The 23,927-nt window shown below is 61.3% G+C and carries 18 protein-coding genes; 8 read left to right on the top strand and 10 right to left on the bottom strand.

Translation table 11 applies throughout. The annotated features are described in order from the left end of the window. The first annotated feature begins 190 nt into the window (after window positions 1-190). Window positions 191-1,261 (top strand): FUSC family protein, encoded by a 1,071-nt coding sequence (locus EWU68_RS05710; protein WP_129315158.1) that lies wholly within the window; start codon window positions 191-193, stop codon window positions 1,259-1,261. Further along, window positions 1,258-3,567, top strand: coding sequence for an ABC transporter permease (locus EWU68_RS05705; RefSeq protein ID WP_129315157.1), 2,310 nt, complete (start codon window positions 1,258-1,260; stop codon window positions 3,565-3,567). Before EWU68_RS05710 ends, EWU68_RS05705 begins: the two co-directional genes overlap by 4 nt. A gap of 24 nt (window positions 3,568-3,591) precedes the next feature. On the opposite strand, the gene EWU68_RS05700 is transcribed toward EWU68_RS05705, so the two are convergent. The 7 genes from EWU68_RS05700 to EWU68_RS05670 form a co-directional block, all read right to left on the bottom strand. Then, on the bottom strand, window positions 3,592-4,098 hold the full coding sequence (locus tag EWU68_RS05700) for an SRPBCC family protein (protein WP_129315156.1): 507 nt from the start codon (window positions 4,096-4,098) through the stop codon (window positions 3,592-3,594). Window positions 4,099-4,110: 12 nt separating this feature from the next. Continuing rightward, window positions 4,111-5,412, bottom strand: a complete 1,302-nt coding sequence (gene tgt / locus EWU68_RS05695; RefSeq protein WP_129315155.1) for a tRNA guanosine(34) transglycosylase Tgt — start codon at window positions 5,410-5,412, stop codon at window positions 4,111-4,113. Window positions 5,413-5,440: 28 nt separating this feature from the next. Further along, a complete protein-coding gene (locus EWU68_RS05690; RefSeq protein WP_129315154.1) occupies window positions 5,441-6,295 on the bottom strand; it encodes an SDR family NAD(P)-dependent oxidoreductase in 855 nt (284 codons plus the stop codon). Next, window positions 6,295-6,840: an NUDIX hydrolase family protein gene (locus tag EWU68_RS05685; RefSeq protein WP_129315153.1), complete on the bottom strand. Its 546-nt coding sequence runs from the start codon at window positions 6,838-6,840 to the stop codon at window positions 6,295-6,297. The genes EWU68_RS05690 and EWU68_RS05685 overlap by 1 nt, the downstream gene beginning before the upstream one ends. 518 nt (window positions 6,841-7,358) lie before the next feature. Further along, window positions 7,359-8,627, bottom strand: coding sequence for a glycoside hydrolase family 76 protein (locus EWU68_RS05680; protein WP_129315152.1), 1,269 nt, complete (start codon window positions 8,625-8,627; stop codon window positions 7,359-7,361). Continuing rightward, window positions 8,624-9,586 carry a pseudouridine synthase gene (locus tag EWU68_RS05675; protein WP_162421376.1) on the bottom strand — a complete coding sequence of 321 codons (963 nt, stop codon included), beginning with the start codon at window positions 9,584-9,586 and terminating at the stop codon, window positions 8,624-8,626. Before EWU68_RS05675 ends, EWU68_RS05680 begins: the two co-directional genes overlap by 4 nt. A 70-nt stretch (window positions 9,587-9,656) precedes the next feature. Continuing rightward, entirely contained in the window at window positions 9,657-11,183 is a 1,527-nt protein-coding gene (locus tag EWU68_RS05670) for an amino acid permease (RefSeq protein ID WP_129315150.1), read from the bottom strand. A 303-nt stretch (window positions 11,184-11,486) separates the two neighbouring features. Between EWU68_RS05670 and EWU68_RS05665 the strand changes: the two genes are divergently transcribed. From EWU68_RS05665 to EWU68_RS05645, 5 genes are read left to right on the top strand one after another with little or no spacing between them, the layout of a single operon-like run. Further along, complete coding sequence (locus tag EWU68_RS05665) at window positions 11,487-14,192, top strand: Z1 domain-containing protein (protein WP_129315149.1); 2,706 nt, start codon at window positions 11,487-11,489, stop codon at window positions 14,190-14,192. Then, window positions 14,189-15,166, top strand: a complete 978-nt coding sequence (locus EWU68_RS05660; RefSeq protein ID WP_129315148.1) for a PD-(D/E)XK motif protein — start codon at window positions 14,189-14,191, stop codon at window positions 15,164-15,166. The genes EWU68_RS05665 and EWU68_RS05660 overlap by 4 nt, the downstream gene beginning before the upstream one ends. Before the next feature lie 59 nt (window positions 15,167-15,225). After that, window positions 15,226-17,088 (top strand): hypothetical protein, encoded by a 1,863-nt coding sequence (locus EWU68_RS05655; protein WP_129315147.1) that lies wholly within the window; start codon window positions 15,226-15,228, stop codon window positions 17,086-17,088. Further along, on the top strand, window positions 17,088-17,987 hold the full coding sequence (locus EWU68_RS05650; protein WP_129315146.1) for a hypothetical protein: 900 nt from the start codon (window positions 17,088-17,090) through the stop codon (window positions 17,985-17,987). The genes EWU68_RS05655 and EWU68_RS05650 overlap by 1 nt, the downstream gene beginning before the upstream one ends. 2 nt (window positions 17,988-17,989) lie before the next feature. Further along, window positions 17,990-18,721, top strand: coding sequence for a DUF6339 family protein (locus EWU68_RS05645; protein ID WP_129315145.1), 732 nt, complete (start codon window positions 17,990-17,992; stop codon window positions 18,719-18,721). On the opposite strand, the gene EWU68_RS05640 is transcribed toward EWU68_RS05645, so the two are convergent. Continuing rightward, window positions 18,657-19,790, bottom strand: coding sequence for a DNA cytosine methyltransferase (locus tag EWU68_RS05640; RefSeq protein ID WP_129315144.1), 1,134 nt, complete (start codon window positions 19,788-19,790; stop codon window positions 18,657-18,659). The two genes, EWU68_RS05645 and EWU68_RS05640, sit on opposite strands and share 65 nt — an antisense overlap. 65 nt (window positions 19,791-19,855) lie before the next feature. After that, window positions 19,856-20,302 carry a very short patch repair endonuclease gene (locus EWU68_RS05635; protein WP_274542737.1) on the bottom strand — a complete coding sequence of 149 codons (447 nt, stop codon included), beginning with the start codon at window positions 20,300-20,302 and terminating at the stop codon, window positions 19,856-19,858. 435 nt (window positions 20,303-20,737) lie between these two features. Between EWU68_RS05635 and EWU68_RS05630 the strand changes: the two genes are divergently transcribed. After that, the gene (locus EWU68_RS05630) at window positions 20,738-22,762 is read left to right on the top strand and encodes an acetoacetate--CoA ligase (protein ID WP_129315143.1); all 2,025 of its coding nucleotides are present in this window, start codon (window positions 20,738-20,740) and stop codon (window positions 22,760-22,762) included. Between the two features lie 15 nt (window positions 22,763-22,777). On the opposite strand, the gene EWU68_RS05625 is transcribed toward EWU68_RS05630, so the two are convergent. Further along, window positions 22,778-23,779, bottom strand: a complete 1,002-nt coding sequence (locus tag EWU68_RS05625; protein WP_129315142.1) for a LacI family DNA-binding transcriptional regulator — start codon at window positions 23,777-23,779, stop codon at window positions 22,778-22,780. Window positions 23,780-23,927: the final 148 nt, after the last annotated feature.

Below are 23,927 nucleotides of genomic sequence, written 5' to 3'. Positions count from 1 at the left end.
CAGGGGGTTTAGTATTAAGCAAGGTGTGGCTTGTCAGCCACCGTACGGGCACCGGCTCTTCTCTCGTGCCGAGGGAATCCGACTCGGGGCCGCCGTCCCCGGGACCCAAGGATCTCGACCCCCGATCCGCCGTTGCCCGCACGTTGTACCAATGATCCGTCGTCCAACCCCCTGAGGAGCCCATCCCACAGTGACCAATGGCCACATCCGCGAGATCGTGTCGTTCGCCCCATCCAAAGCGGACCACATACCGGCAATCCGGATCGCGGCGAGTGTGGCCGTGCCGCTGGCGGTGCTCCTCCTCCTGGGGCGGGTGGATCTCTCGATCTACGCGTCCTTCGGCGCATTCACCTCGATCTACGCCCGCCAGGAACCCCTCAGGGACAGGCTCAGGCACCAGTCACAAGCGGCCGCTCTGCTCATCGCCTCGATCGGCGTCGGTCTCGCGCTCGCATACCTCCAGCCCGGACCTTGGGTCGTAATTCTGGTGTGCGCGCTGGTCGGCGGCGTGGGCGCAATGATCGGCCTGATCCTGACCCTGCGACCGCCGGGAGGGCTGTTCTTCATCTTCGCTTCGGGCGCGGTCGGCTCGATGCCGACAACACCGCCCGTCCTCCTGGCCCTCCTCGCGGGGGTGGGCGCCGCCGCCTGGTCGATCCTGGCCGGCATGGCCGGATCCTTCCTGGGCGAGGGGCGCAGGGGACCGGTGGCCCCCGTGCCGGCCCACCACGGCCAGACCAGGAAACAGATCCTGCAGCGCGGGCTGATGTTCTTCGGCGCGGCGGCGATCGCTGGCGTACTGGGTCAATTGTCCGGGCTCAGCCATGCGTACTGGGCCATGGTTGCCGCGGTCGCACCCATCGCCGCCCCGAACGTGACCGCCCGGCTGTACAAATGCATCCAGCGCATCGTCGGCACCTTCGGAGGAATTCTGATTGCCGCGTTCCTCTTCTCGACCGGCCTGCACGAGTGGCACATGGCCGTTTACGTGGTCATTCTCCAGTTCCTGGCCGAGGCCTACGTGATGAGGAATTACGGGTTCGCGATGTTCTTCGTGACACCATTGGCACTCATGATGGTGCAACTGGCACATCCTGCCTCGCCCACTGAGATCCTGACCGCTCGCATGGCGGAAACCGCCATCGGCGCCGCGGTCGGGTTCGTTCTGATCCTGCTCACCCGGACGCCGGCCGAACGGGAAGCAGACACCCAGGCCATGCCCATCCTCCGCCACAGCGATCGCAAGAAGAAGGTCTCATGACATCTCGACGCCGACGCATGAACGCAGCGGGTCTCAGGAAACAGGCCTCCAAGGTCCTGAAGTTCTCCATCGTTCTGCCGCTGTTCATGACCATCATGTTCCCCCTGGTCTACGGGTTCAGCATGCACTCGCCGTCCCCGCACGGCCTCAAGGTCGCGGTCATCGGCTCCGACCAGAAGACCGAGCAGCTCGCGTCGAAGCTCAACGCCACCTCCGGAGGCGCCTATGAGGTCTCGGCGGTCGGATCGACGGACGAGGCCAAGGACAAGATCGAATCCTTGGAGATCCGTGCGGCCTGGGACCCGCAGACCAATACGGAATACGTCGCGACGATGGGAGCCTCCACGGCCGCCCAGTTCGCGGAGGCGTACTTCGAGAAGGCGGCCCCACAGATCCTGGTCCAGTCCGGGCAGTACCAGGATCCCGGGGACGTGCCCAAACCGACCGTGGACGACCTGGTCCCGCCCCCGCCCAACGACGGGATGGGCACCTCCCTGATGTTCATGGGGCTGCCCGTGCTGATCGCCAGCTTCATGACCGCGGTCGGCCTGAGGAGCAACCTGGCCCAACTCAGTGCCAAGGTCGCGATCAGCATCATGGGAATCATGGCACTGTTCATCGCGACGGTCCCGATGTTCATCGCCTACGCGGTGCACGGAGCATTCTCCGAACACGGTTTGCCCGTGTTCTGTCTGCTGGCTTTCATGTCCTTTACCGTGATGCTGTTCCACACGGGCGGACTCAGACTCATCGGGCTCTACATGGCCCTGCCGACAATGTTCCTGCTGGTCCTGCTGGGTATCCCGTCCTCCGGGGCGGGGATGGCCATCGAACTCGTTCCACCCGTATTCCAGGGGCTGCACAAGATCCTGCCGACTCCGGCCCTCATGGAGGCCCTGCGCAGGATCCTCTACTTCCCGAACGCGCCGCTGAGCAGTTACATCATCACGCTCATGGTGTGGTTCTTCTTGGCCCTCATCCTGCTGGCGTCGTCGTTCCTGAAGAGGCCCAAAGCCTCGGACGATGACGCCCTGTCCTCTGAGAAGGAAGACGCGGACCCTGTTCCGGCGGGCACGGGCCGCCACATTCGGCGGACGTACTCCTCGCCCGGGTTCCGGCACTACTTCGGGAGCCGGAGACTGGTCTCCGAGGAGCAGATGAAGAACCGCTTCGGGCTGGTCCATGCCTTCAAGCTGCCCGTCATCATGATGATCGCGTTGCCTCTGATGTACATCGGCCTCGTGCACGCTCCGTCGCCGAACCACATGAAGCTCGACGTCGTCGTCTCCGACCAGACCTCGGAGAAGCTCGCGCAGACCATGAAGGAGCTGCCTTCCTCCGAATACGAGGTGCGCACGGTCGACGACGCCGACCAGGCACGTCAGGACGTCACCGAGAACAAGGCCCGCGCCGCGTTCGTCCCGGCGTCCGCCGCGGGGGACATTTCCGAGCGGAAGGACCCGGCCTCGTCCGTCCTGTACGTCGCCACCGGCAACGGGATGCAGGCCGAGAGCTCGGTCGAGAAGCTCTTCGGAACCCTGACTCAGGGGAAACCGATGGAGAACGTGGACGTCGCCCCGACGGACGGGCACGACAAATTCGGCATGTCGATGATGTACCTCGGCATGGGCGGAATCGTCGGGTCGAACCTGGCCGGAATGATGATCGGATTGGTCGGACGAGGCTGGCACTGGGGCAGACGCGTCGCGTGGGTCATCGGGGTCGCGGCCGCGAACACGTTCCTCCAGTACGTGATTTCGGTGCACGTGGTCCAATTCCTGCACCCGGGTGCACCGTGGACGGTCTGGGGGATTCTGTTCCTGACGTCTCTGACGATTCAGTTCTTCACCCTGGGCGGGGCGCTGTTCCTCCGAAATTCGGTCATGCTGATTTCCTTGCCCCTGTTCGTCATGTGCGGTGTGCCGAGTTCGGGGCTGTTGCTGCCCCTGGACATGGCCCCTCACCTCTACACGGTGCTCAACCACCTGGTGCCGAGTTCGGCGGCGCTCGGGGCGATCAGGCTCCAGGTGTACTTGCCGGAGGCATCGATCCGCGGGGACATCGTCCTGGAGCTCGTGTGGTTGCTGATCGGCATTCTGCTCTACACCGCGGGCCACCTGTACGTGGAGCATCTCAAGCGCAAGAATGCGGATGAGGAGCTGGCGGACGCGCGACAGTACGAGGACGAAGACCCGGGCGATTTCGAGGGCAGGGTCCTGACCGGAACCGAGAACCCGGAGACGCGCCAGATGCGCGCCCTCCGGGTCGAGCACGAGAAGGCCGCGCAGGGCAAGAGCCAACCCTGACCCCGCACTGCCTCCCGGGGCGGGTCAGTTGGCCGTGCGCACCTTGCGTTCGGAGGCCACGGCATTCGCCAACTCGTCCAGGGCCGATCGCCAGCCGTCGACGACGGTTGCGTGGACCTCACGGGGCAGAGGGCCCTGGCTCACGACGACGCGCGTGACCTCGGTCCCGTCGATCTCGCGCGGCAGGAACTCGATCCGGTGGAGGACCGTCGCATCCGAGGCCTCGCCGTCCGGGCCGGGGAGCGACTCACGGTGTTCGAGGAGTTCGCCGTCGACCACGCTCACGAACGTCGAGTACAGCGGCACGGCCTGTCCCGGCTGGGCGTGGTTGACCATCGCAAGCCGGAACGTGCCTCCGGGCCGGGGATCGATCGAGATCGTGTGCGCGGGCACGATCCACCCTTCCGGGCCGTACCATCCGGCGAGCCGCAGCGGATCGACGAAGGCCCCGAAGACGTCCTGCGGCGGTGCCGGGACGTCGCCGGAGACCGAGACGATCTGCTTCGTCGGGACCGTGGTCAGAATGCTCACTTCTCCGCCTTCCTACGCGTAGTACCTACCGAGGAACTCGTCGCGGTACTGAAAATATTCCCCGGAGGCGATGGTTTCTCGTGCGGTATCGACCATGCGGACGATGAAACGCTCGTTGTGGATCGAGGCGAGCGTCGCCGCGAGGCGCTCTTTGGCCTTGAACAGATGGTGCAGGTACGCCTTCGTGTAGTGCGCGCAGGTGTAACAGTCGCACCCGTCGTAGATCGGGGTGAAATCCGTCTTGAAGCGGGCGTTGGACACGTTGAATCGGCCGTCCGGTGAGTACACGGCGGCGGTCCGTGCCACGCGGGTGGGGGAGACGCAGTCGAAGGTGTCCGCTCCGTTCTCGATCGCCACGAAGATATCGTCCGGTTCCGAGATGCCGAGCAAGTGCCGGGGCTTGTTCTCGGGAAGCTCTTCATTGCACCAACGGACGATCGTCCCCAGATTCTCCTTCTCCAGAGCCCCGCCGATGCCGAAGCCGTCGAACTCCATATCACCCAGGTCTCGGCACGCCTTCCGGCGGAGATCCTCGTACTGGGCACCCTGAATCACTCCGAACAGCGCCTGGTACGGCTTCTCGGACCTCTCTCGCGTGAGACGCTGGTGCTCCGCGATGCATCGCATGGCCCACAGGCGCGTCCGCTCGAGGGCTTCCTCCTGGTATCCGCGGGAGTTGTAGAGCGTGGTCAACTCGTCGAAAGCGAACATGACGTCGGCTCCGAGCCGGTGCTGCACGCTCATCGAGACTTCCGGCGTGAATCGGTGGAGGTCCCCATTGAGATGGGACTTGAAGGTCACGCCGTCGTCGTCGACGTGGGCCATGCGCTCTTTGCCGCGGGCGACGTCGTCGTCCCCCACGGGTCTGCCGTCCGCGCCCCGGGTGCCCTCGACCGTTCCCATGTCGATGACCTTCTTGAACCCGGAACCCAGGGACATGACCTGGAAACCGCCCGAGTCCGTGAAGGTCGGTCCGTCCCAGTTCATGAACCGACCGAGACCGCCCGCGGCATCGAGCACATCCGGACCCGGCTGGAGGTACAGGTGATACGCGTTGGCGAGCAGGGCCTGAGCCCCGAGGTCCTCCATCTGACCGGGCAGGACCGCCTTCACGGTCGCCTTGGTCCCCACGGGGACGAAGGCGGGCGTCCGGATCGTGCCGTGCGGAGTGGTGATGACTCCCGTTCGGCCGAGGAATTCGCCCCCGTTGTTGCGGTTCAGGGCCGCGGAGGAGGAATCATTGCCCGAAGTCTCGGCGAGCCGGGCGCCGAGATCGAAGCGAAAACTGGGGTTGGGAAATTCGGTGTTGGACACCCGACCTATCCTAGATGGTCCGTGGGACTCAGGAAGCCAGGTTCGGCAGGCCCTCGATCATTCGCTCGGAGGTCTCCCAGAGCCTGTATGCGGTCAACGGATCCTGGCCCTGACGGGCGATGCTAGCGGGCTTCTTCCTCGCGAAGTATCCGCCCGAGCCGAAGTCGACCCACGGCTCGGCCTCCGCGAGCCAGACAAGGGTGTCTGCCCCTTGGTCCGGACCGGTGAGCAGCTTCTGCACGGGACCGCGATAGAGGGCCTCGACGCCGGCACCCGCAGACTCCTGAGCGAAATTGCTGCTGATCACTCCCGGGTGGAACGAGGCCGACGCAAGGCCGAGGTGGCCGTACCTGCGTGACAACTCCTGGGCGTGGAGCAGGTCGGCGAATTTGGCGTTTCCATAGGCGGTCCGTGGATCGTACCGCTTCTCGGCATCGAGGTCCTCGAGCGAGAAGCGCGAAAAGAGCCGGTGGGCCATGGAGGACGTATTGACCACGGTGGCGTTCGATGAGATGAGCCGGTCTATGAGCAACCGTGTCAGATAGAACTGCGCGAGGTAATTGACCTGGAAGGTCATCTCGTGGCCGTCGGTCGTGATCCACCGGCCCTTGCCGAAGATGCCGCCCGCGTTGTTGGCCAGCACGTCGATTCGGTCGGTGGATTCGACGATGTCGGACGCGAGCGCGTGCACCTGAGAGAGGTCGGAGTAGTCGGCGACGAAATGGCGTGCACCGATCGACTCCGCAACGGAACGCGTCTTGTCCGGCGAGCGCCCGACCACGACGACGTCGTGCCCCTCCGAGCTCAGCCGACGCGCGGCCGCGGCCCCGATGCCGTCCGAGGCACCGGTGATGACGATGGTCTTCTTGGTGTTCTCTTGCATCAACAACGTCCCCATCCTGCGTAGGCGAGGGCTCTGCGGACCAGATCCCCGCTTCCGCCTTCGAATTCTTCCTGGACTTCTTCTCGCAGTGCCTCTTCCGGGGTGAGCCAGGACAGCTGCAGGGCGTCCTGGCGCGGTTCGCAGTCGCCATTCACCGGGATCACGTAGCAGAGGGCTACGGCGTGCTGTCGGTCGTCGGTGAGGCCGGACTGGGACGGATGAGGGAAGTACTCGGCGATCGTGAACGGGGTCAGAGAGGGCGGCAACTGCGGCATCGCAAGGGGCCCGAGGTCCTTCTCGAGATGGCGCAACAGGGCCGCCCGCACGGTCTCCCGATAGTGGACCCTCCCCGAGACGAAGGACCGGATCATGTTGCCTTCGTCGTTCGGTCGTAGCAGGAGCCCCACGTCGCTGACGCAGCCCAAGGGGTCCAGCGTCACTGGGACGGCCTGGACATAGACCATGGGCAGTTGCTGTCGGGCCTGAGCCAGCTCTTCTTCCGAGAGCCAGCCCGGAGTGGGATCCGGGGTGCGTACTCTGCTCATGATTCGGTTCTATCTCACGGGTTGGTGTGATGCCTAGCCATTTGGGGTTTTGTTCGGCAGGTTCGGCTACCCGCTGAACCGTCCGAGGCGCCGGGCTGGCCGCCGAGCCGCCGGGCGGCCACGGAGTCGCGAGGTGGACGCTGTGCCGCGAGGTGGCAACTATGTGCGTTTCACCCCGCGAGGTGGCAACTATGTGCAGTTTTGGGCACCAAAACCGCACATAGTTGCCACCTCGCCCTCAAAACCGCACGTCATTGCCACCTCGGCGTGCGGACGACGGCGCGCGATGGGGTTGGGTGGCGGTTGGCCGTTTGGGAGGGGGCAACCGGCGACGTCGTCGTGCCCGGGATGCCCTGTTATGTGGCGGTTACCGGAATGAGGGGCGTTGACCCCCGTTAGGTGGAGCTCCAGCCCCCACATCAGGGAGGCGATCGCCACCGAATCGGGCAACCACCACCTCAACGAGAGCCCCCATGCCGGGGGAGGGGGGGGAGAGAGGAAGCCTCCGAACCCGTGGCCTACGTCAGCCGATGGGCGGCCTCGAGGATGGTCCATGCCTGAATCTGCGAACTCAACTCGACCTTGGCCCCGGTGCCGAGAGTCTCGGCGCTGTGGCGGGTGGCGTCGGGGGAGAAGAGAACCACCGACTCGCCTCGGATCTCGTTGACGTCGATCCCCGGTTCGTTGAGCGGCAGATCGGGGTCGTATTCTCGCCGGCCGGCCCACAGCAACTCGCCCGTGGCGATGACTGCCTCCCGGACGGCGCTTCGGAGTTTGGGATCCACCCGCGCGTCCTGGGCAGCGTTCGCCAGGTAGCGGGCCAGGATGCCAGCGAACAGTCCGCCGTCTCCCGAACCGCGGGTGTCGAGCACACGGAATTCCGTGTCTCCCTCCATATGAGGGACGGTGAAGCGCTCCAGGACCAGCCTGATGACGTCCTCGACGTGCCGAAGGTCGCTGCCGGGGATCTCCAGGTGCGCCCCGATAGCAACACCCTGGTTGTAGGGGAATGCGGCTTCTTGGAGCGCGTGTTCGCGGGACCCGTCTCGCTGGAGCACCAGTTTGATCCCGTCCAAGTAGCCCTTCTCCGGCGACCACAGATTGCTGCGGAACCAATCCACGAGCCGACCAGCGGCGTCGTACTCGCCGGCCCTGGCCAGGGCGATCGCGATGGGCCCGGACGCGGGAAGGTTCTTGAAATCTTCCGCCTTGGACCAGAAGGCCCCACCGCCGAGGTCCTCTGTCACGGCTTTGCGCAGTTGGGGGTAGAGGATGCGGCCGACTTCCTGGGCCGGGGCCGAACCAGCGCCGTTGACCTGGTGGGAGAGCGCGTTGAGTCTCTGCGCGGCGAGGACGAGCCAGGCCATGTCGTCGTAGTAGGCATTCACGTAGGTGCCGAAATTGTGGACCCGGATGCCGCGGAGCAGCCGGTGGCACTGGTCGATGACCCATTTGGCGTCGGACTCGCGCCCGGCCCCGGCGGCTCGCTGGCCCGCGTCCACGAAGGCGTCCAGGAGGTGGGCCTGCCACCAGTAGTTCCAGTCGGTGACCTTTTTCCGGAACCCTTGGACGGGCGGGAGCGTCGGTTCGCCGATCAGGGTTCCCGGTACGTGCATGAGCCGGTGAACGAACAATCGGTTCACGGAGTACGAGGCCCGTTCGGCCCGTTGCGCATATTCTGCCTTGTCCTTCTGTTTGGCGCTGAAGAACAGGCCGCGGGAGGCCGTGACGGTGCGGGACCGATCGCTCGGGGTATTCGGCGTGGTCGGATGGGTCTCGTTGCTCATGGTTCCTCCCGGTCTGCGGCTCCGATTCCGGTGGAATCGGCGAACGTGCTGATCCCCAGGTTACGGTCTGATCGGATGCGAAGGTACTCCTGAGTGAATGGATGTTTGAGGAGGATTTCCCGTGCCAGCAGCTGGAGCCGACCGATGGGGCGCTCCAATTCGTCGTTCCTGATCTGCGGGTACAGAGGATCGCCGCAGATCGGCCTGCCGATGGAATTCATGTGCACTCTGATCTGGTGGGTCTTTCCGGACAGCGGGTTCGCTCCGTACAGACCCCAACCGGAATCGCCGAGCTCCTCGAGGAGCACCACGCCCGTGACCGCGTTCGGCGGTCCCTCCACCTCTCGGGCCTGGAGGGAGGACGAGTCCTTGACGATGCGCGACCGGACCATGTGAGGCTCCTCCGGGTACTTCGGCAAATGTCGGGGAGGGGCGACGTCGTCCGCCTCCGGCCGCTCAGGGGCCATCGGTTCCAGTGGGGCGATGAGTTCGTACGTCTTCGACACCCGTTGGAGCTCGAACAGTCCCTGGAGCGGACCGCGGGCCTCGCGTGTCTTGGCGAAGAGGAGCACCCCCGCCGTGAGCCGGTCGAGTCGGTGCGCGGGCGATAGTTCCTCGTTCCCGGTGCTGTTCCGCAGTTTTGTGACCGCGGTCTGCCGGACGAAGGACCCGCGGGGCGTCACCGGGAGCGAATGAGGCTTGTCGACCGCGAGCACGTGGTCGTCCTCGTAGAGGATCGGCAGGTCTCCGGGCAGCTCGGGCTCGTCGGGAAGGGGACGGAACACCCACACGTGGCCGCCGGGCGCGAACGCGGCGTCGAAGTCCAGCGGTGTGCCGTCCGCGTCGAAGACGTCTCCTCGATCGAAGAGGTCGCGGGTGAACCCGGCGTCGTGCGGTGGAAATCGATCGGTGAGGAAGTCCGCTACGGTCCCGTACCCACCGCCCTGGGGAAGTCTCACGCGTGTTGGTGAAACGCCGTCGCGCGGCGGGACGGGACTTGGGACTCTGGGTCGACGTGCCATACGACGGTCAGTCTATCGAGGCGGCCGCCTCCGGGTTTTCCGATGAGGCGTCCTCCGCGGAGTTCCGCCCGATCCGGCTGTGACGGCGCGAATAGAGGAAGTAGACCACAATGCCGAGGGCGAGCCAGATGACGAAGCGGATCCACGTTTCCAAGGGCAGGTTCATCATCAGGTAGAAGCAGACGATTGCCGAGACGATCGGGAGGACCGGAACGAACGGAACCTTGAAGGAGCGTTTCAGATCGGGGCGCTTCTTGCGGAGGACGATCACGCCCACCGAGACCAGGACGAAGGCCGAGAGGGTGCCGATGTTCACGAGGTCGGCGAGTTTGGCCAGCGGAACGAAGGCTGCGAGCAGCGCGATGGCCAGACCGGCGAGCATCGTGAAGCGGTACGGTGTCCTGAACTTGGGATGTGTCTTGCCCAAAGCCTGGGGGAGAAGATTGTCGCGTGACATCGAGAAGCCGACGCGGGTCTGGCCGAGGAACAGGATCATGGTCACCACGATCAGGCCGATGCAGGCGCCGATCGCGATGATGTTTCCCATGGCCGGGAGGCCGTTGTTGGTGAAGGCCGTGGCGAGCGGGGCGCCGTCCTTCGGGTCGATGTCCTTGTAGTTCTGCATGCCGGTGATGACCAGCGAGACGCCCGCGTACAAGATGGTGACGATGGCCAGGGAACCGAAGATGCCGATGGGCAGGTTCCTTTGCGGGTTGCGGGTCTCCTCGGCGGTGGTGGCCACGATGTCGAAGCCGATGAACGCGAAGAACACCATGGCCGCGGCCGCCAACACACCTCCGATACCGAACACGCTGGGCGCGATGCCGAAGAGCGACTGGACCAGCGGAAGCGTGAGTGCGCTGCCGTCCGCCTCGCTCGCTCCTTGGGCGGGCGGGATGAACGGAACCCAGTTGGAGACCTTGACGAAGAAGATGCCGACGATGATCACGGCGAAGACGACCAGGAGTTTGATGCCGGTGACCACCTGGTTGAGTCGGCTCGACAGTTTGACGCCGGTGATCAGGACGACCGTCAGGGCCGCGACCAGCAAGAACGCGGGGAGGTTGATCCAGCCGGTCTCGGTCGAGGCCAGGGCGTCCGGGATGGCGAGCGGCGTATCCGCGAGCAGGACCCCCAAGTATTGACTGAACGACGTCGCCAGCGCGGCCGCGCCGACCGTGAATTCGAGGATGAGGTCCCACCCGATGATCCAGGCGGCCAGTTCTCCGAGGGTCGCGTACGTGAAGGTGTAGGCGGAACCTGCTACCGGCACCGTCGAGGCAAGCTCGGCGTAGCACATGGCCGCCAGCCCGCAGGCGAGCCCGGCGATGAGGAAGGACAGGACAATGGCGGGCCCCGCATTGGTTGCGGCGGCATGGCCAGTCAGGACGAAGATGCCCGCGCCGACGCACACGCCGACGCCGAAGACGATGAGATCGAGTGCGCCAAGGTTCTTCTTGAGCTGATGCTCGGGTTCCTCGGTGTCCCGAATGCTCTGCTCGACGGACTTGGTGCGAAATAGCCCAGAGGTCATGATGACTCCTTGCGTCTCAGGGCAGGCCTACAATATTGACGCTTGAGCATACGCCGAGTTAAGCGGATTGGGACGCCGAATCTCAGGATGTGAGAAGAGAGGTATGGCCGGGGTCCCGACTCGATGCTCTCCCACAGGGGCGCAAACCGCGAAGAGTCTCCCAAGCTGGACAAATACGTGAGTCCAGGTCAGGTTGCGGCGCCGACTGGTCGCCGTCCGCTGGTTAGTAGTTGTGTGACTGGAACTATATGCTGACGTCAGCAACGATAATAAAGGCTCGCTCTGGATCGAGGTACGGCTGACGTGACTGACGTGAAACTCTCTGAGGAAGAATTTCCTGACGCAATGGCTATTTTCGAGGCCTATTTCCAGGCGTTGAGCAAGATGAGCAACCGAGACGTTGCGTTGCAACAGGCCACGGCCCAGGCAGAGTCCATGTTTCCCGGATTCGAAGAGAGGCGACGCGAGTACGAACTCCAGAAGCGTGACCAGATGCAGCACCTGCGTATGGGCAAGATGCTCAAGAAGGAAGGTGCAGAGGAAACCTGGTATTCGGGTGCTCGAACCACCCGAGGTGCTTGGCCCGATTACCGGAAGAAGATTGCTGAGAAATTGCCCGATGCCGCGGTGCAGGCCATTGACGACACCACGGAAGCCACCATCTACCGAATGGCCAATCCCAAGCGGCCCGGAAGCCAGCGCAAAGGGCTGGTACTCGGCTACGTGCAGTCCGGCAAAACGGCCAACTTCCAGGCCCTGATTGCGAAGTCAGTCGACGCGGGATACAGGATTGTCATTGTCCTTGCCGGCATGTACTCGAACTTGCGCGCGCAGACACAGACCAGGCTCGAGGACGACCTCGACCTGGCCGTCATGGATCCGATGAAGACCGTTTACTGGGACCCGAAAACGGACGAAACCCATGATATTGCGGCCAATGCGACTGCTACCTCACTGAACACGGCCAACGGTGTAGTCGTCATGGTCGTCAAAAAACATGAGAAGCGTTTGAAGAACATAGAGAAGTTTTTGCAACGTATCCCGAAGGATCAGCTTTCCCGCTACCCGGTTCTCATTATCGACGACGAATCGGATCAGGCCACACCGAATACAGAAAGTGGGCGGGACCAGATTTCCACAATCAATCAACGGTTGCGTGATATCTGGAAGTCGGTCCCGACGGGTAGCTATGTAGCCTATACGGCCACACCTTTCGCGAACTTGCTTATCAGCCCGGCCGAGGAAAACGACTTCTACCCGGACGACTTCATAGTCTCTCTTCCCAAGCCGGTCGGATATTTGGGGGCAGACGAGTTCTTCGACACTTCGGAGGTTTCCGATGAGGCAGAAGGCGACGAACTCATACATGATCTGTCAATCGGAATACCCGACAATGAGGCCTCCGTGTTGGTGCCCAGGGGGAGAAATATCGAAAACTATGATCCGGAGATTACGGATACCCTGGGGCAGGCCATTAGGTGGTTCGTGATCGCAACAGCAATACGCGAGTTGCGGACCGGGAAAATTAACCACTCGTCAATGCTCTTGCATACCACCCACCGGGTCCAAGCGCATGAACAACAAAAAGAAGTAATAGACGATTTCCTTAGAGAACTTGCCAGAAACGCTGACGAAACGACCATGCGTGCGGTATTTGAAAGCCAGGAGGGCAAGGGAAAAGCGCTAAGAGGGGATGAAAGGAATTATTCCTGGAGTGAAGTTTGGGACCGGGTGCTTGATATCCTGCCTTCCATCACTGTAAAGATCGACAACGGGCGCTCGACGGACCGTCTTGTCTACCCAGATGACGAGCCACAACGCGTCATCGCCATAGGTGGTGGTACGCTCTCTCGCGGCTTGACGCTCGAAGGTCTGGTTGTCTCATATTTTCTCCGTTCGAGCAATGCATACGACACGCTCCTCCAGATGGGGCGCTGGTTCGGATTCAGGCCTCACTATGGGGACCTCGTTCGGGTTTGGGTCGGACCCGGTCTGCTTGACGATTATCGCCACCTGGCCCGTGTGGAGAGGCAGATAAGGGCGGAAATCGCCCAGATGGCCAAAGAAAATTTGGCTCCCCGAGAATTCGCTCCAAAAATTCTTACCCATCCTGGCCGGTTGGAAATCACCTCTCGTGGAAAAATGGCGGACGCTACGCTGGTGCATGCTGGTATCGGAGGCACGCGGCGTCAGACCATTTACCTGAACAAAGAACATGATGCGGCCGTGCAACAGCTCGACGCTGCGCGGGGCCTGGTTGTCCGGGCGGCTGAGCGTAGCGCAGGCAGTTTTCTCAAGGGAACCAATGGAAACATCTTGTACCGCAGGTTGCGCAATGAGGACGTTGTCGAGTTCTTGCGTGGGTTCTGGACTGCAGATCCTTGGATGCAGCCGGAGGCCATGGAGCGTTGGCTGGGTGAGTACGCAAGATGCGCCGAATGGGATCTGGTTCTGGTTTCGGGATCCAGTCAGAACGGACGAGTACACGAATGGAAGCCGGGCGTTTCGGTCCGAACTACGAGACGAGCCAGGCTGATGGACGGAAAGTGGTCCCCGGAAAAGACAAGTTTCGATCGCCCGAGCAATGCGGATCTCGTGAATATCCGGGCACTGATGTCCAGCGGGGACTATACCGCGGACATACGAATCCGATACGAAAACGACAAGCTGGACATCCAATGCGCTGAAGCATTCGAACGGTTGGACAAGGACGATGTTGGAGCGGTCAAGGAATTCAGGAACCGGTTTGAACCGGACCTCGGTGTCCTCGTCGTCTATCTCATCGACAAGGATTCCAAGGCTGCTCCTTCTTCAAAAGCCCGGACATCGATGGACAGCGAGGATGACTTGGTGGGGCTCGGGATGGTGTTCCCTCACGCCGGTGCAGAAGATCCGAATGAGTACATATCGGCACTCATCGTTCAGAACGATGCTGAAGAATCGGACGAACTTGCTGATAATGATGAAATTGTCGTCGACCGAGAGGGAGACTTCGAGGAAGCGGAATGATTTCAAGCTACGCACGTATCCAGGGCATTTTCGAAAGACTCTCGGAGGAGCCACACCGCGCGTCGGAGGTTCCGTACTTCTACATCGGGCGTGACGGCGACGCTGAAGAAGTGGGTCTCGGAAGGGGACCGTCGGGAACCTACCGTCTTTGGGTCAGGCTTCCCGCGGGACGGACTACACCCAAACTCGGCGTCGGATCGATATTGGAGACCGAATGGGTCAATCATTCTGACCTTGGCAACGGCAGAGCGACGTATCTGCAGGTTTCGTGCAACGAACCACGGTTGAACCGTACCTTCTTGTCCTTGACGGCTGAGATGCTCGACGAGGTCAGGGGAACGTCACAGCCCGTCCTGGACGGGCTGCTGACAGTGATTGATTCCTGGCACCAGATCTTGCGGTCCAGGAGCAAGATGTTGAGCCGCCAAGAGGCAATTGGTCTGTTCGGCGAACTCACCATACTCCGAAAATTCGCACGATTGGATCCGCGGAAGGCTTTGGACGTATGGCGAGGTGTCGAAAACTACCGGCATGATTTCAACGCAACCAACAGTCTTGAGGTCAAGACCTATACCGGATATGGGGAACCCAGGATCAGGATCCATGGTGCATATCAACTGGAGCCACCCCTCGGTCACAGGTTGCACCTGGTGGCACTCAAAGTCGATGAGAACGAATCGGGGGAATCCCTCTCAGCAATGGTCGACGCCTTGGCCGATTTGGGGGTCTCTCGAGGGACCGTACTTCGCAAACTGGATCGGACGATGGAAAACCTTGAGGCTCTGAGCTACAGGTTCGTCGTGGAAGAAATCAGGCTGTTCGAAATCGGTGGAGATTTCCCCGGGATCAGGCCTTCCCGCCTCGAGCCTGATGCGCTCCGCGGCGTGGACAACCTCTCCTACTCCTTGGGTCTGGACCATTGCACCGGAATCTTGCCGGTCGAAGAACTAGAGGGTGTGCTGAAGTGTCTGTGAGCGCCAGGAGCCTGGATTGGTATCCCAAGCGGTTCGCCCCTGGGGACATGGACGGAAACATGAACGATGGTCTTCTGGGCAAGACCGAGCTTTCGCCTCTGGAAATTCTGATCAGAGAGACTGCTCAGAACAGTTGGGACGCGCGAATAGAAGGGTTGGTCCCCGAGTATGGGGTCAACCTCAGACAACCAGACCCAGGCCTCAACCAGCGGTTGGCGGAATTGCTTCCGCTGGACCATGTGCCTCATTTCGCCGAAAGTCTGTTGTCGCCGGACGCTCCGATACTGGAAATCAGTGACAGAAACACCGTCGGACTTGACGGTCCTGTGGACATGGAACCGGTAGCAGTCGGAACCCCCAAGAATTTTGAGGACCTTATCTTCAAAGTGGGCGTGCCTCGGAGCGATGGACAGGGCGGAGGTACGTTCGGATTCGGAAAGACCGCAGCCTTCAACTACAGCGAGCTGGGAGTCGTCGTCTATTGGACGAGATGCAAGAACTCGGACCAGGAGCTGGAACATCGGTTTATTGTTTCAGCCTTCACCGAGTCCTATGTGGCCGATGACGTTCAATACACTGGCCGGCATTGGTGGGGCCGAATCGAAGACTCGAAGATCCTGCCTGTTCAGGGCGAAGCCGCTGAGGCGCTCGGTAATGAGCTCTTCGTGCGAGGTTTCGGCGATGAGCAAACAGGAACCTCGCTTCTTGTGCTTGTGCCCAGGATCGGCTCGACGGAAGTTGAAAGCGAATTCGACGGGGAAGAAGAAAGACTCGGTCCATCGGTCAGCGATTCGACGGGCGAGACCAATACCCCGATGAACGGCATGGATGCCTTCGCCTCCCAGGCCAGAAGAGCAATTAGACGCCACCTCTGGCCAAAGCTGGTTCCCGGGGGCGAGAAGAGCGAGGCGCCGATGACGCTCTCGCTCGAAGTCGGGGGAACCAAAGTAGATCTCGTGGATTCTGACTCAGGGGCATTGGAACTCTGGGGTATGGCTCTCAACGCCCTTCGTCAAACGTCACCACATCAGAGTGAACCTTCAACAGTAGTATCCCGTCAGGTCAAGACGGATATCGTGCCTATCATTCGTCTTTCCGAGGTCCTCGGTCACCTGGCAATCGTTCATCGGAATTTTCTGCTGAAGCCGCAACTGTCGACCGATGATCTGGACCCTGCTGAGCCGTCGAATTACCTCGGAAGGGTCGCTTTGATGCGAGGGGCGACGGAGTTGGTCGTCGCGACAGAGGATTGGGGCGTGGACTCGCTAGTTCCTATGACGGACTGGCTAGCAGTCTTTCGTAGTACTCCTGATTTTGATCCGATTTTTGCGGCTTCCGAACCACCGGCCCACGATTCATGGGTATCCTCCGGAAGCAGGCCGGACGTCAAGCGGGTGGTGACTGCCATGAAGAAAATGATCAACCGGCGCATCGCTGAGAACTTGGGGCTGGGCAACAAAAATACAAGTTCCGGTCCCGGAAACGCAGAGCGGACAGCCGGCCTGTCACGAAGGCTGGGATCAGTCTTGCCAGTAGAGGTTCCGAGGGACAACAAGGGGCGCGGAAATACCGACAAAAAGGACCCCAAACCAGTCCGGTCGGATAGATGGAGAGTGGCGGACCAAGTATGCAATTTCGAGGGAACAGCGTTCGACGGAACCCAAATGCAACGGGTTCGCTTCAGGGTCGAGGGCCCAGGGCCGGAAGCCATGGTTGATTTGCAGGTCAGCGTCATAGGCGACCAGGGGGTCACTGAACTCCTCAGTCCTGCCGTTCTCCAGGCTCGTTGGAGCCAGGACGTTCAGGCCCTTGCGGATGGGAGTGGTTGCCGGATCGGCTCGGGCTCCTCAGCGTCAGTACTGTTCAACGCCCCTCACAGGCGAGCTCTGCGGATAGAGTTGCTAGTCACGGGGGTGGAATAGTGCCTGCTGTCGAGTCCCGTCCCTATGCCGTACCGGAATATGGCTCGGTATCTTCATCAATCTCTCTGGTCGCGCCGGAGATTGAGCTCAATGCTCTTGCCGAGACCTGGGAACCAGGCTTGGACCTGGAATTCAGGATGGATGCTCACCTGGAGGACAGGTTCTGGACTCAGTCCATGACGTCCAGGAACGAGCCGCTATTTCTCGTCGGGCTGGTCTACTGTCCTTCCCTCCGAACGCGGTGGACCAACAACGCGACCTTCTGCGAAAAAAGCGGGCGGCACAGCGCCAACCTTTCGATCAATATTCCCGGGAACAGAATAGCTGCAGAGCTTCGATACGAACTCTGGGTCGTGGGCAACGGACGGACCGGCTACCCTGTCTACGGAGTCGACCCGCCACTTCATTACGGCGCGAAACTATGGGAGCTCAAAGGGCAACGCACAATAGCACTCGACTCATCCCAAAATGCGTTCCCGACATCCGCTGTGTCCTTCAGCCGGACGGGTCGGCCACAGGTCCCATGGGTGATAGAGGTTGTCGATGATGCCGAACCCGACTGGAACTTGCACGGTTGCATCAGGACATACGTAAATACTGACCTTGAAATTTACAAAAAAATCCTGGATGACAAAGCTCCCGGTTACCTCTACGAGCAGATTGAAGCGGACATCTATTCCACTGCACTGCACAAGTTGGCCGCTTGGTCTCGCACTTCCGGTGGAGCGGATATGGAGGCTTTGGCCGAGTCGGATGCAAAATCGCTGGCAGCGCTGGGACGTGCAGGTGCCGAGAAGATGGGGCTACCATTGAACCAAGCACTTGAAACCGCATTGGAAGACCCCATGTCGTTGACATTTCGGCTGAGGGAGACCTTCAAGCTTTTTCAGGACGGATAATCATGTCTTATCTTTACCCGCGGTTACTCCCTCACGATGCAAAGCGACTATTGGCGCGACTCGAGCGAGCTGCACAGGAGGGCAAGAACTTGCGACCGGTGCTGACATCCAATTTCCATCCGAAGTTGGATTGGCCGGCGACGGGAGGCGCGCCAGTCAGCGAATCCCATATGGTCGATTTGCGGCATGCCATGATCGATGAAGTGGGCGACCAGACTTGTGCTGACCATAGAGCTCGCAGGGAATTCGACGTGGGGGCGGGGTTGGTGCTGTTGCGGTGGTTCGAGGCTGATGGGCCGGCCAACGCAGCAGACTATGATGTCTGGCCGTTCCTGTCTCTTATCGTCATGCCGGATTTGGCCGTCAACAGGTTTCCGCTGTCCGGAGGTGAGGGCGGTCTCCAGAGCGAACGCTTCCTGGCAGGTAGGCGCAACGTATTCTACAGAGCGTATTTGCGAGCTCTCGTTCTCGGAGACGTCATCCGCGATCCGGACATGGAGCTGTACGAGGACGAGCTTGTGGGTCTGATAGACCGCAATCTGTCCATGGATCACAGGCTGACTCGCGCCATCGCAAGAGAAATAGCGAATATACCAAAAGACGGAAACCGTCGAACGAGAGTGCGAAACGGACTCAAGGCTATTCAGTACGAGATGCGTGTTACTGATATCAATTCTCTTTCCGAACGAGCCCTTCAAGAGATAATTCGGGGTTCACTAAATCGGTGCGGCTAGGCACTTCTATGTTTGGATCGACGTGAGCGTAGTCCATCCCTTCAAATGTGCGAATTATGGCACGAAATATGGTTTCCACGCCGTCCGGGGGTACTGCCATCCCTATTTGTTTGCGTACGGATTCGCGGCTTCCTTCGAACCTGAATGTGTCTGGAAAGGTCTGAAGCCTGGCCCTTTCCCGGTTGGTCAGCGCTCTCGGTTCGCTCCAGTGATACATGTGAGTGCCGCCCCCGCCTGACCCTGTGACTGTGTAAGCCGGCTTATCCGGGTGCAAGCGCTTGTATATCTGTGACAGATGGGCCCCTTTGACGTTCAGCTGAAATTGTTTGTTCTCGGGTCTGTTCAGGCGTTTGGCGTTGAATGCATTCTCGCCCGGATCTATGAGCTTCAGCCGGCCGACTACTCGGGGATGTTGCCGGGTGTGTTCGTGATTCGTAGCCCAGCTTGGTATGCCGGAAATGGCTTCGGATGCTGTCTTGACCGGTGCGTCTGCTGGTGCAGGCACTTTGAATTTCAGGCTTTCATCATTCCGTATCCCGACTATAATAATACGATGTCTTGTCTGGGGTACACCATATTCCTCAAACTTGTAAAGGTGAGGTGTCAGCGTGTATCCGGTGTCCTCCAAATCGTGAAGGATTTTTGTGAATGCTTTGGCCTCGTTCGCTTGTCTCAGTCCACCAACATTTTCCGCCACAAACCATCGAGGCCGAAACTCGTTCAATGCGTCGACGCCGTAGGTGTACAGGGGGCCATATTTGCCTTTCAGCCCCAGACGCTCGCCGACCATGCTGAAGTCATTGCACGGAAACCCGAATGCCAGACCATCGATGCTTCCCAGGTCGCGGAGGCGTGGCAATTCAAGGTCTCGAATGTCCGCCTCGATGACGCTCTGAGGATTATGAGGACAAATATTGTTTCGGTACGTCTTGCAAGTGTCGGCGTCGTAATCGGTGGCCCACTGATGCCGAATACGGATATCTGACCCTTCTACTGCAGCAGCTTGTGCCCCGAGAGCTATGCCGCCGGGACCGCAGAAGAGTTCACCCAGGGAGAAGTCGTTGGCCACTGATGCAGTGTAGCAGCTTCTGCACACTTATCCGGCCATGTCATACCTATGGGGATGGGGGGCACTTAGCGGGTCTTGGCCCTGGATCTCCGAAAGCGAACCACGGACTCCACCACGTCCGCCGCGAGCGCCATGTCCTCATGTTCCCAGAACCGAAGAACTCTCCAGTCATTCTCCTCCAGGCGTCGTTCAGTATCGCGGTCCCGCCGGATGTTCCGTTCCAGCTTCTCGGACCACCAAGCTGCGTTCTGCTTCGGGGGCACGGCGTGAAGAGGGCAGGAGTGCCAGAAGCACCCGTCAATGAAGACCGCAACACGAGCTCCTACAAACGCCACGTCACAAGTCCGACGTGGAATATTCGGCAGGCGCGCATTGATCCTGTAACCGAGCCCGCGGGATCGGAGCTCTGTCCGTAACATCAGCTCCGGGATCGTGTCTCGATTCCTCTGGGACGCCATCCTGGCTGATGTCCGGGCATCGGTCGGTGGGCTACTCGACCGGCGAGAATCCACGGGTCCTCCTCCTGCTGCTTGGGTTTGTGCATGAGCCAGAATGCTGCTGACACGTCGGTTCCGGAGCGATAGCGCTCGCTGGAGCGGATTGGTTCATTCGGGGAGAGGGGCATCCGACACTCTGCATCCTTTCCTCCTGTTCTGGCCCGACTGGTGTCGAACTCGGTTTTCGGGCCTGTCCGGGTTCGGTCGAAGTCGGGATGCGGATTCTACTATCCGGGAAGGTGGTGATCTGCGGTCTTGCCGACCCGGTTGGGCCGTCAGGCGGCTGATGATTCCTGTAGAGCTTCTCACAGGGCTTGCGTCGTCAGAGTTGGCCGCCGACGTGTTGCTCTGCGGTGACTTGCAGATTCCCACCCACGCTGAAAGAAAAGTAAGCTGGGTCACCATAGACGCGCCCAGTCCGATCGACAGTCCAGGAAAACGAGGTCACCGATGTCCCAGAGCCAGGAACCGCAGGAGCCGGGTCAGAGAAAGCTCCTCTGGCGCCCCACTCGGGAATCGATCGAACAGTCCCGGATGTACGCGTTTGCTCGCCGCATCGAGCAGAAGTACGACGTCGTCCTTCCTGACTATGGTTCCCTCCACGCCTGGTCGATCGAGAACCTCGAAGACTTTTGGAAGGAGGTCTGGGAGTGGTTCGGCATCGTGGCCTCGAAGACGTCGGGCCAGGTCCTGACGACTCGGGAGATGCCGGGCGCGAAATGGTTCCCCGGGGCTTGCCTGAACTACGCCGAGAATTCCCTCCGTGCGGCGAAGACGCGGCCGAACGACGTCGCCATCATCGGCGACCACGAAACCGCGGAACGCACCGAGACCACGTGGGCGGACCTCGAGGCGCAGGTCGCCTCGCTCGCGAAAAAGCTCCGTGACCTGGGCGTCGAGCCCGGCGACCGCGTCGCCGCCGTCCTGCCCAACATTCCGGAGACCGTCGTCGCACTCATGGCGACGGCCTCGGTCGGTGCGATCTGGTCGGTGGTCAATACCGACTTCGGGCCGCCCGCCGTCGCGGACCGATTTGCCCAGATTGAACCGAAGGTCCTCTTCACCGTGGACGGCTACACCTACAACGGGACCCTGCGCGACATGACCGAGACGGTGCAGCCACTGCGCGAGCACCTGCCGACGGTCGAACACGTGATCATGGTCGACCAGTGCGACCCGTCCGAGGTCGGCAGCATCCCCGCGGACGTCACTCTGTTCTCGGACATCGTCGCGGTCCCGGCAGAACCACGGTACGAGCAGGTCCACTTCGGCCATCCCCTCTGGATCCTCTACTCGTCCGGGACCACCGGCAAGCCCAAGGGCATCGTTCATTCCCACGGCGGCGTCACCCTCGAATTCGTGAAGTCCCTGGGACTCCACGCCGGGGTCGGCGAGGAGGACATCGTCTACATCGCCGTCGCGACGACCTGGATGATGTGGAACATGCACATGGGGAACCTGCTGGTCGGCAGTACGATCCTGGTCTATGACGGGTCGCCCGCGTACAACGGACCGGACAAATCCCTGGAACTCGTCGCGCGCAACAAAGTCACCTTCTTCGGCACAGGCGCCGGAATCCTCAGCATGGCCCAGCGCGCGGGCCTCCACCCCAACACGACCTACGACTTCTCGGCCCTGAACGGCATCCTGGTGACCGGATCGCCCCTTCCCGATCCCGCCTGGGATTGGGTCTACGACGCCATCAGCCCGGACGTCCGGCTGGGCTCGGACTCCGGCGGTACCGACGTCACCACGGCCTTCGTCGGCAGCAACCCGTACATGGACGTCTACAAGGGTGAGATCATGGGCCCGTACCTCGGGGTCGACGCGCAGTCCTGGAATTCTGAGGGGCGGCGCGTCTGGGACGAGGTTGGTGAACTCGTGATGACGGTGCCCATGCCGAGCATGCCCGTTTTCTTCTGGAACGACGACGACGGCAGCCGGTACCACGATGCCTACTTCGATCTCTTCCCCGGAACCTGGCGCCAGGGCGACTGGACGACCCAGCGCCGCGACGGCCGGATGGTCATCCACGGTCGTTCCGATTCCACGATCAACCGTGGAGGAATACGCATGGGCTCCGCCGACATCACGGACATCGTCGACCAGGTCGACGGCGTCGCCGCGTCCATGGTGATCGGCGCCGAACTCGCCGGGGGCGACTACTACATGCCGTTGTTCGTGGTTCCCCAGCCCGGACAACGGCTCACGGACGAGCTCAAGGCCGAGATCGTGCATACGATCCGGACCCGGATCTCGCCCCGCTACGTCCCGGACGAATTCATCGAGGCCCCCGCGGTTCCCCGTACCCGCACCGGGAAACTCATGGAGATCCCGGTCAAGAGACTCTTTCAGGGGGCGGATCCGGGAACCTTGAACCGGGCCAGTGCGGAGGACGCGACGGTCCTGGACTGGTACGCCCAGGCGGCCGGGATCTTCCGGGAGAGTCGGGGTGCCGCTTCTGCGCACCAATAGTGCCAGGGTTGCGAATCATGCGGTGTCCCGCACCACGAGGGACGGTTCTAGCTGACAGCATTCTCCTGCTTCACCCCTGAGCATGGTCAACAAAACGCGCATGCCCTGGGCGCCCATGTCGTGCATCGGCGAGTGGATCGTGGTGAGGTTCACGGCCGGAGCCAGTGGAGTGTCGTTGTATCCAATCATCGCGACATCGTCAGGCACGGAAATTCCGAACCCCGCCAGTGCACCTCGGGCGCCGATGGCCGAGAAGTCGTTGACGGCGAATACGGCCTCGGGGAGCGTCCCATGATCCAGCAGTCGCAGAGCGGCTTGGTGGCCGGCCGTGGCGTCGAATCCGCCGGGCACGATGGCTCGGTCGTCAAGACGGAATCCGTGCTCTCGGACGGCGTCGCGAAACCCTCTGACACGATCGTGCGCGGTTGAAGCCTGCGGGTCTCCTGCCAGGACCCCGAAGGTGGTCCTTCCTGTTTCGATGAACCGCTGAGCGGCCAAACGCCCTCCGAGATAATCGTTGCACGTTACCGAGACGCTGCCCGGTGACCTTCGATTGACCAACACGTACGGGACACCCGCACGCTTGACCTGGTCCACGGCCTGATCGCGCATCATGATGTCACCGAGCAAAAAACCGTCGACTCGGCGATCCAGGAGCTGTTGCACTTTGCTGGTGTGGGCATCGGGGTCGTCCAGCGAATTGACGACAACGGTAAAGTATCCGGCTTCCGTGGCCGCCTCGTCTGCCCCTTCGTAGATGGTCGCCAGAACGAAGTCCTGAAGGCGTGGCACGACGACGCCGATCATTCTGGATTGCGAGGTTCGGAGGGAGTAGGCGTGAGGATTCTTTGAGTATCCAACCTCGTGTGCCAGGTCGAGGATCCGTTGTCTGGTCCTGTCGGACGCCCACCGTGAGGGGCCGTTGGTGGACTCGCTGAGAACCCGAGAGACCGTGGACGGTGAAATCCCAAGTTCCTCGGCCAGGGACTTCATGGTGACGATCGGCTCTCGCGGCACGGGAAGCTCCTTCGATGGGGCTCGAAATAATTGAACTCGTCCTGGAAAAGTGTTGCACGGCACATTTTGGCGACGATAATCTGATTCTCACACACGGCACACAATCGATTGCGTCAATCGATTGTTTCCGATGCTCACGATCGCCGGA

Origin of the sequence: Rothia koreensis (assembly GCF_004136575.1) — a bacterium.
In the GTDB taxonomy this organism is placed as follows: domain Bacteria; phylum Actinomycetota; class Actinomycetes; order Actinomycetales; family Micrococcaceae; genus Rothia; species Rothia koreensis.
This window is presented reverse-complemented; position numbering and strand designations above follow the sequence as displayed.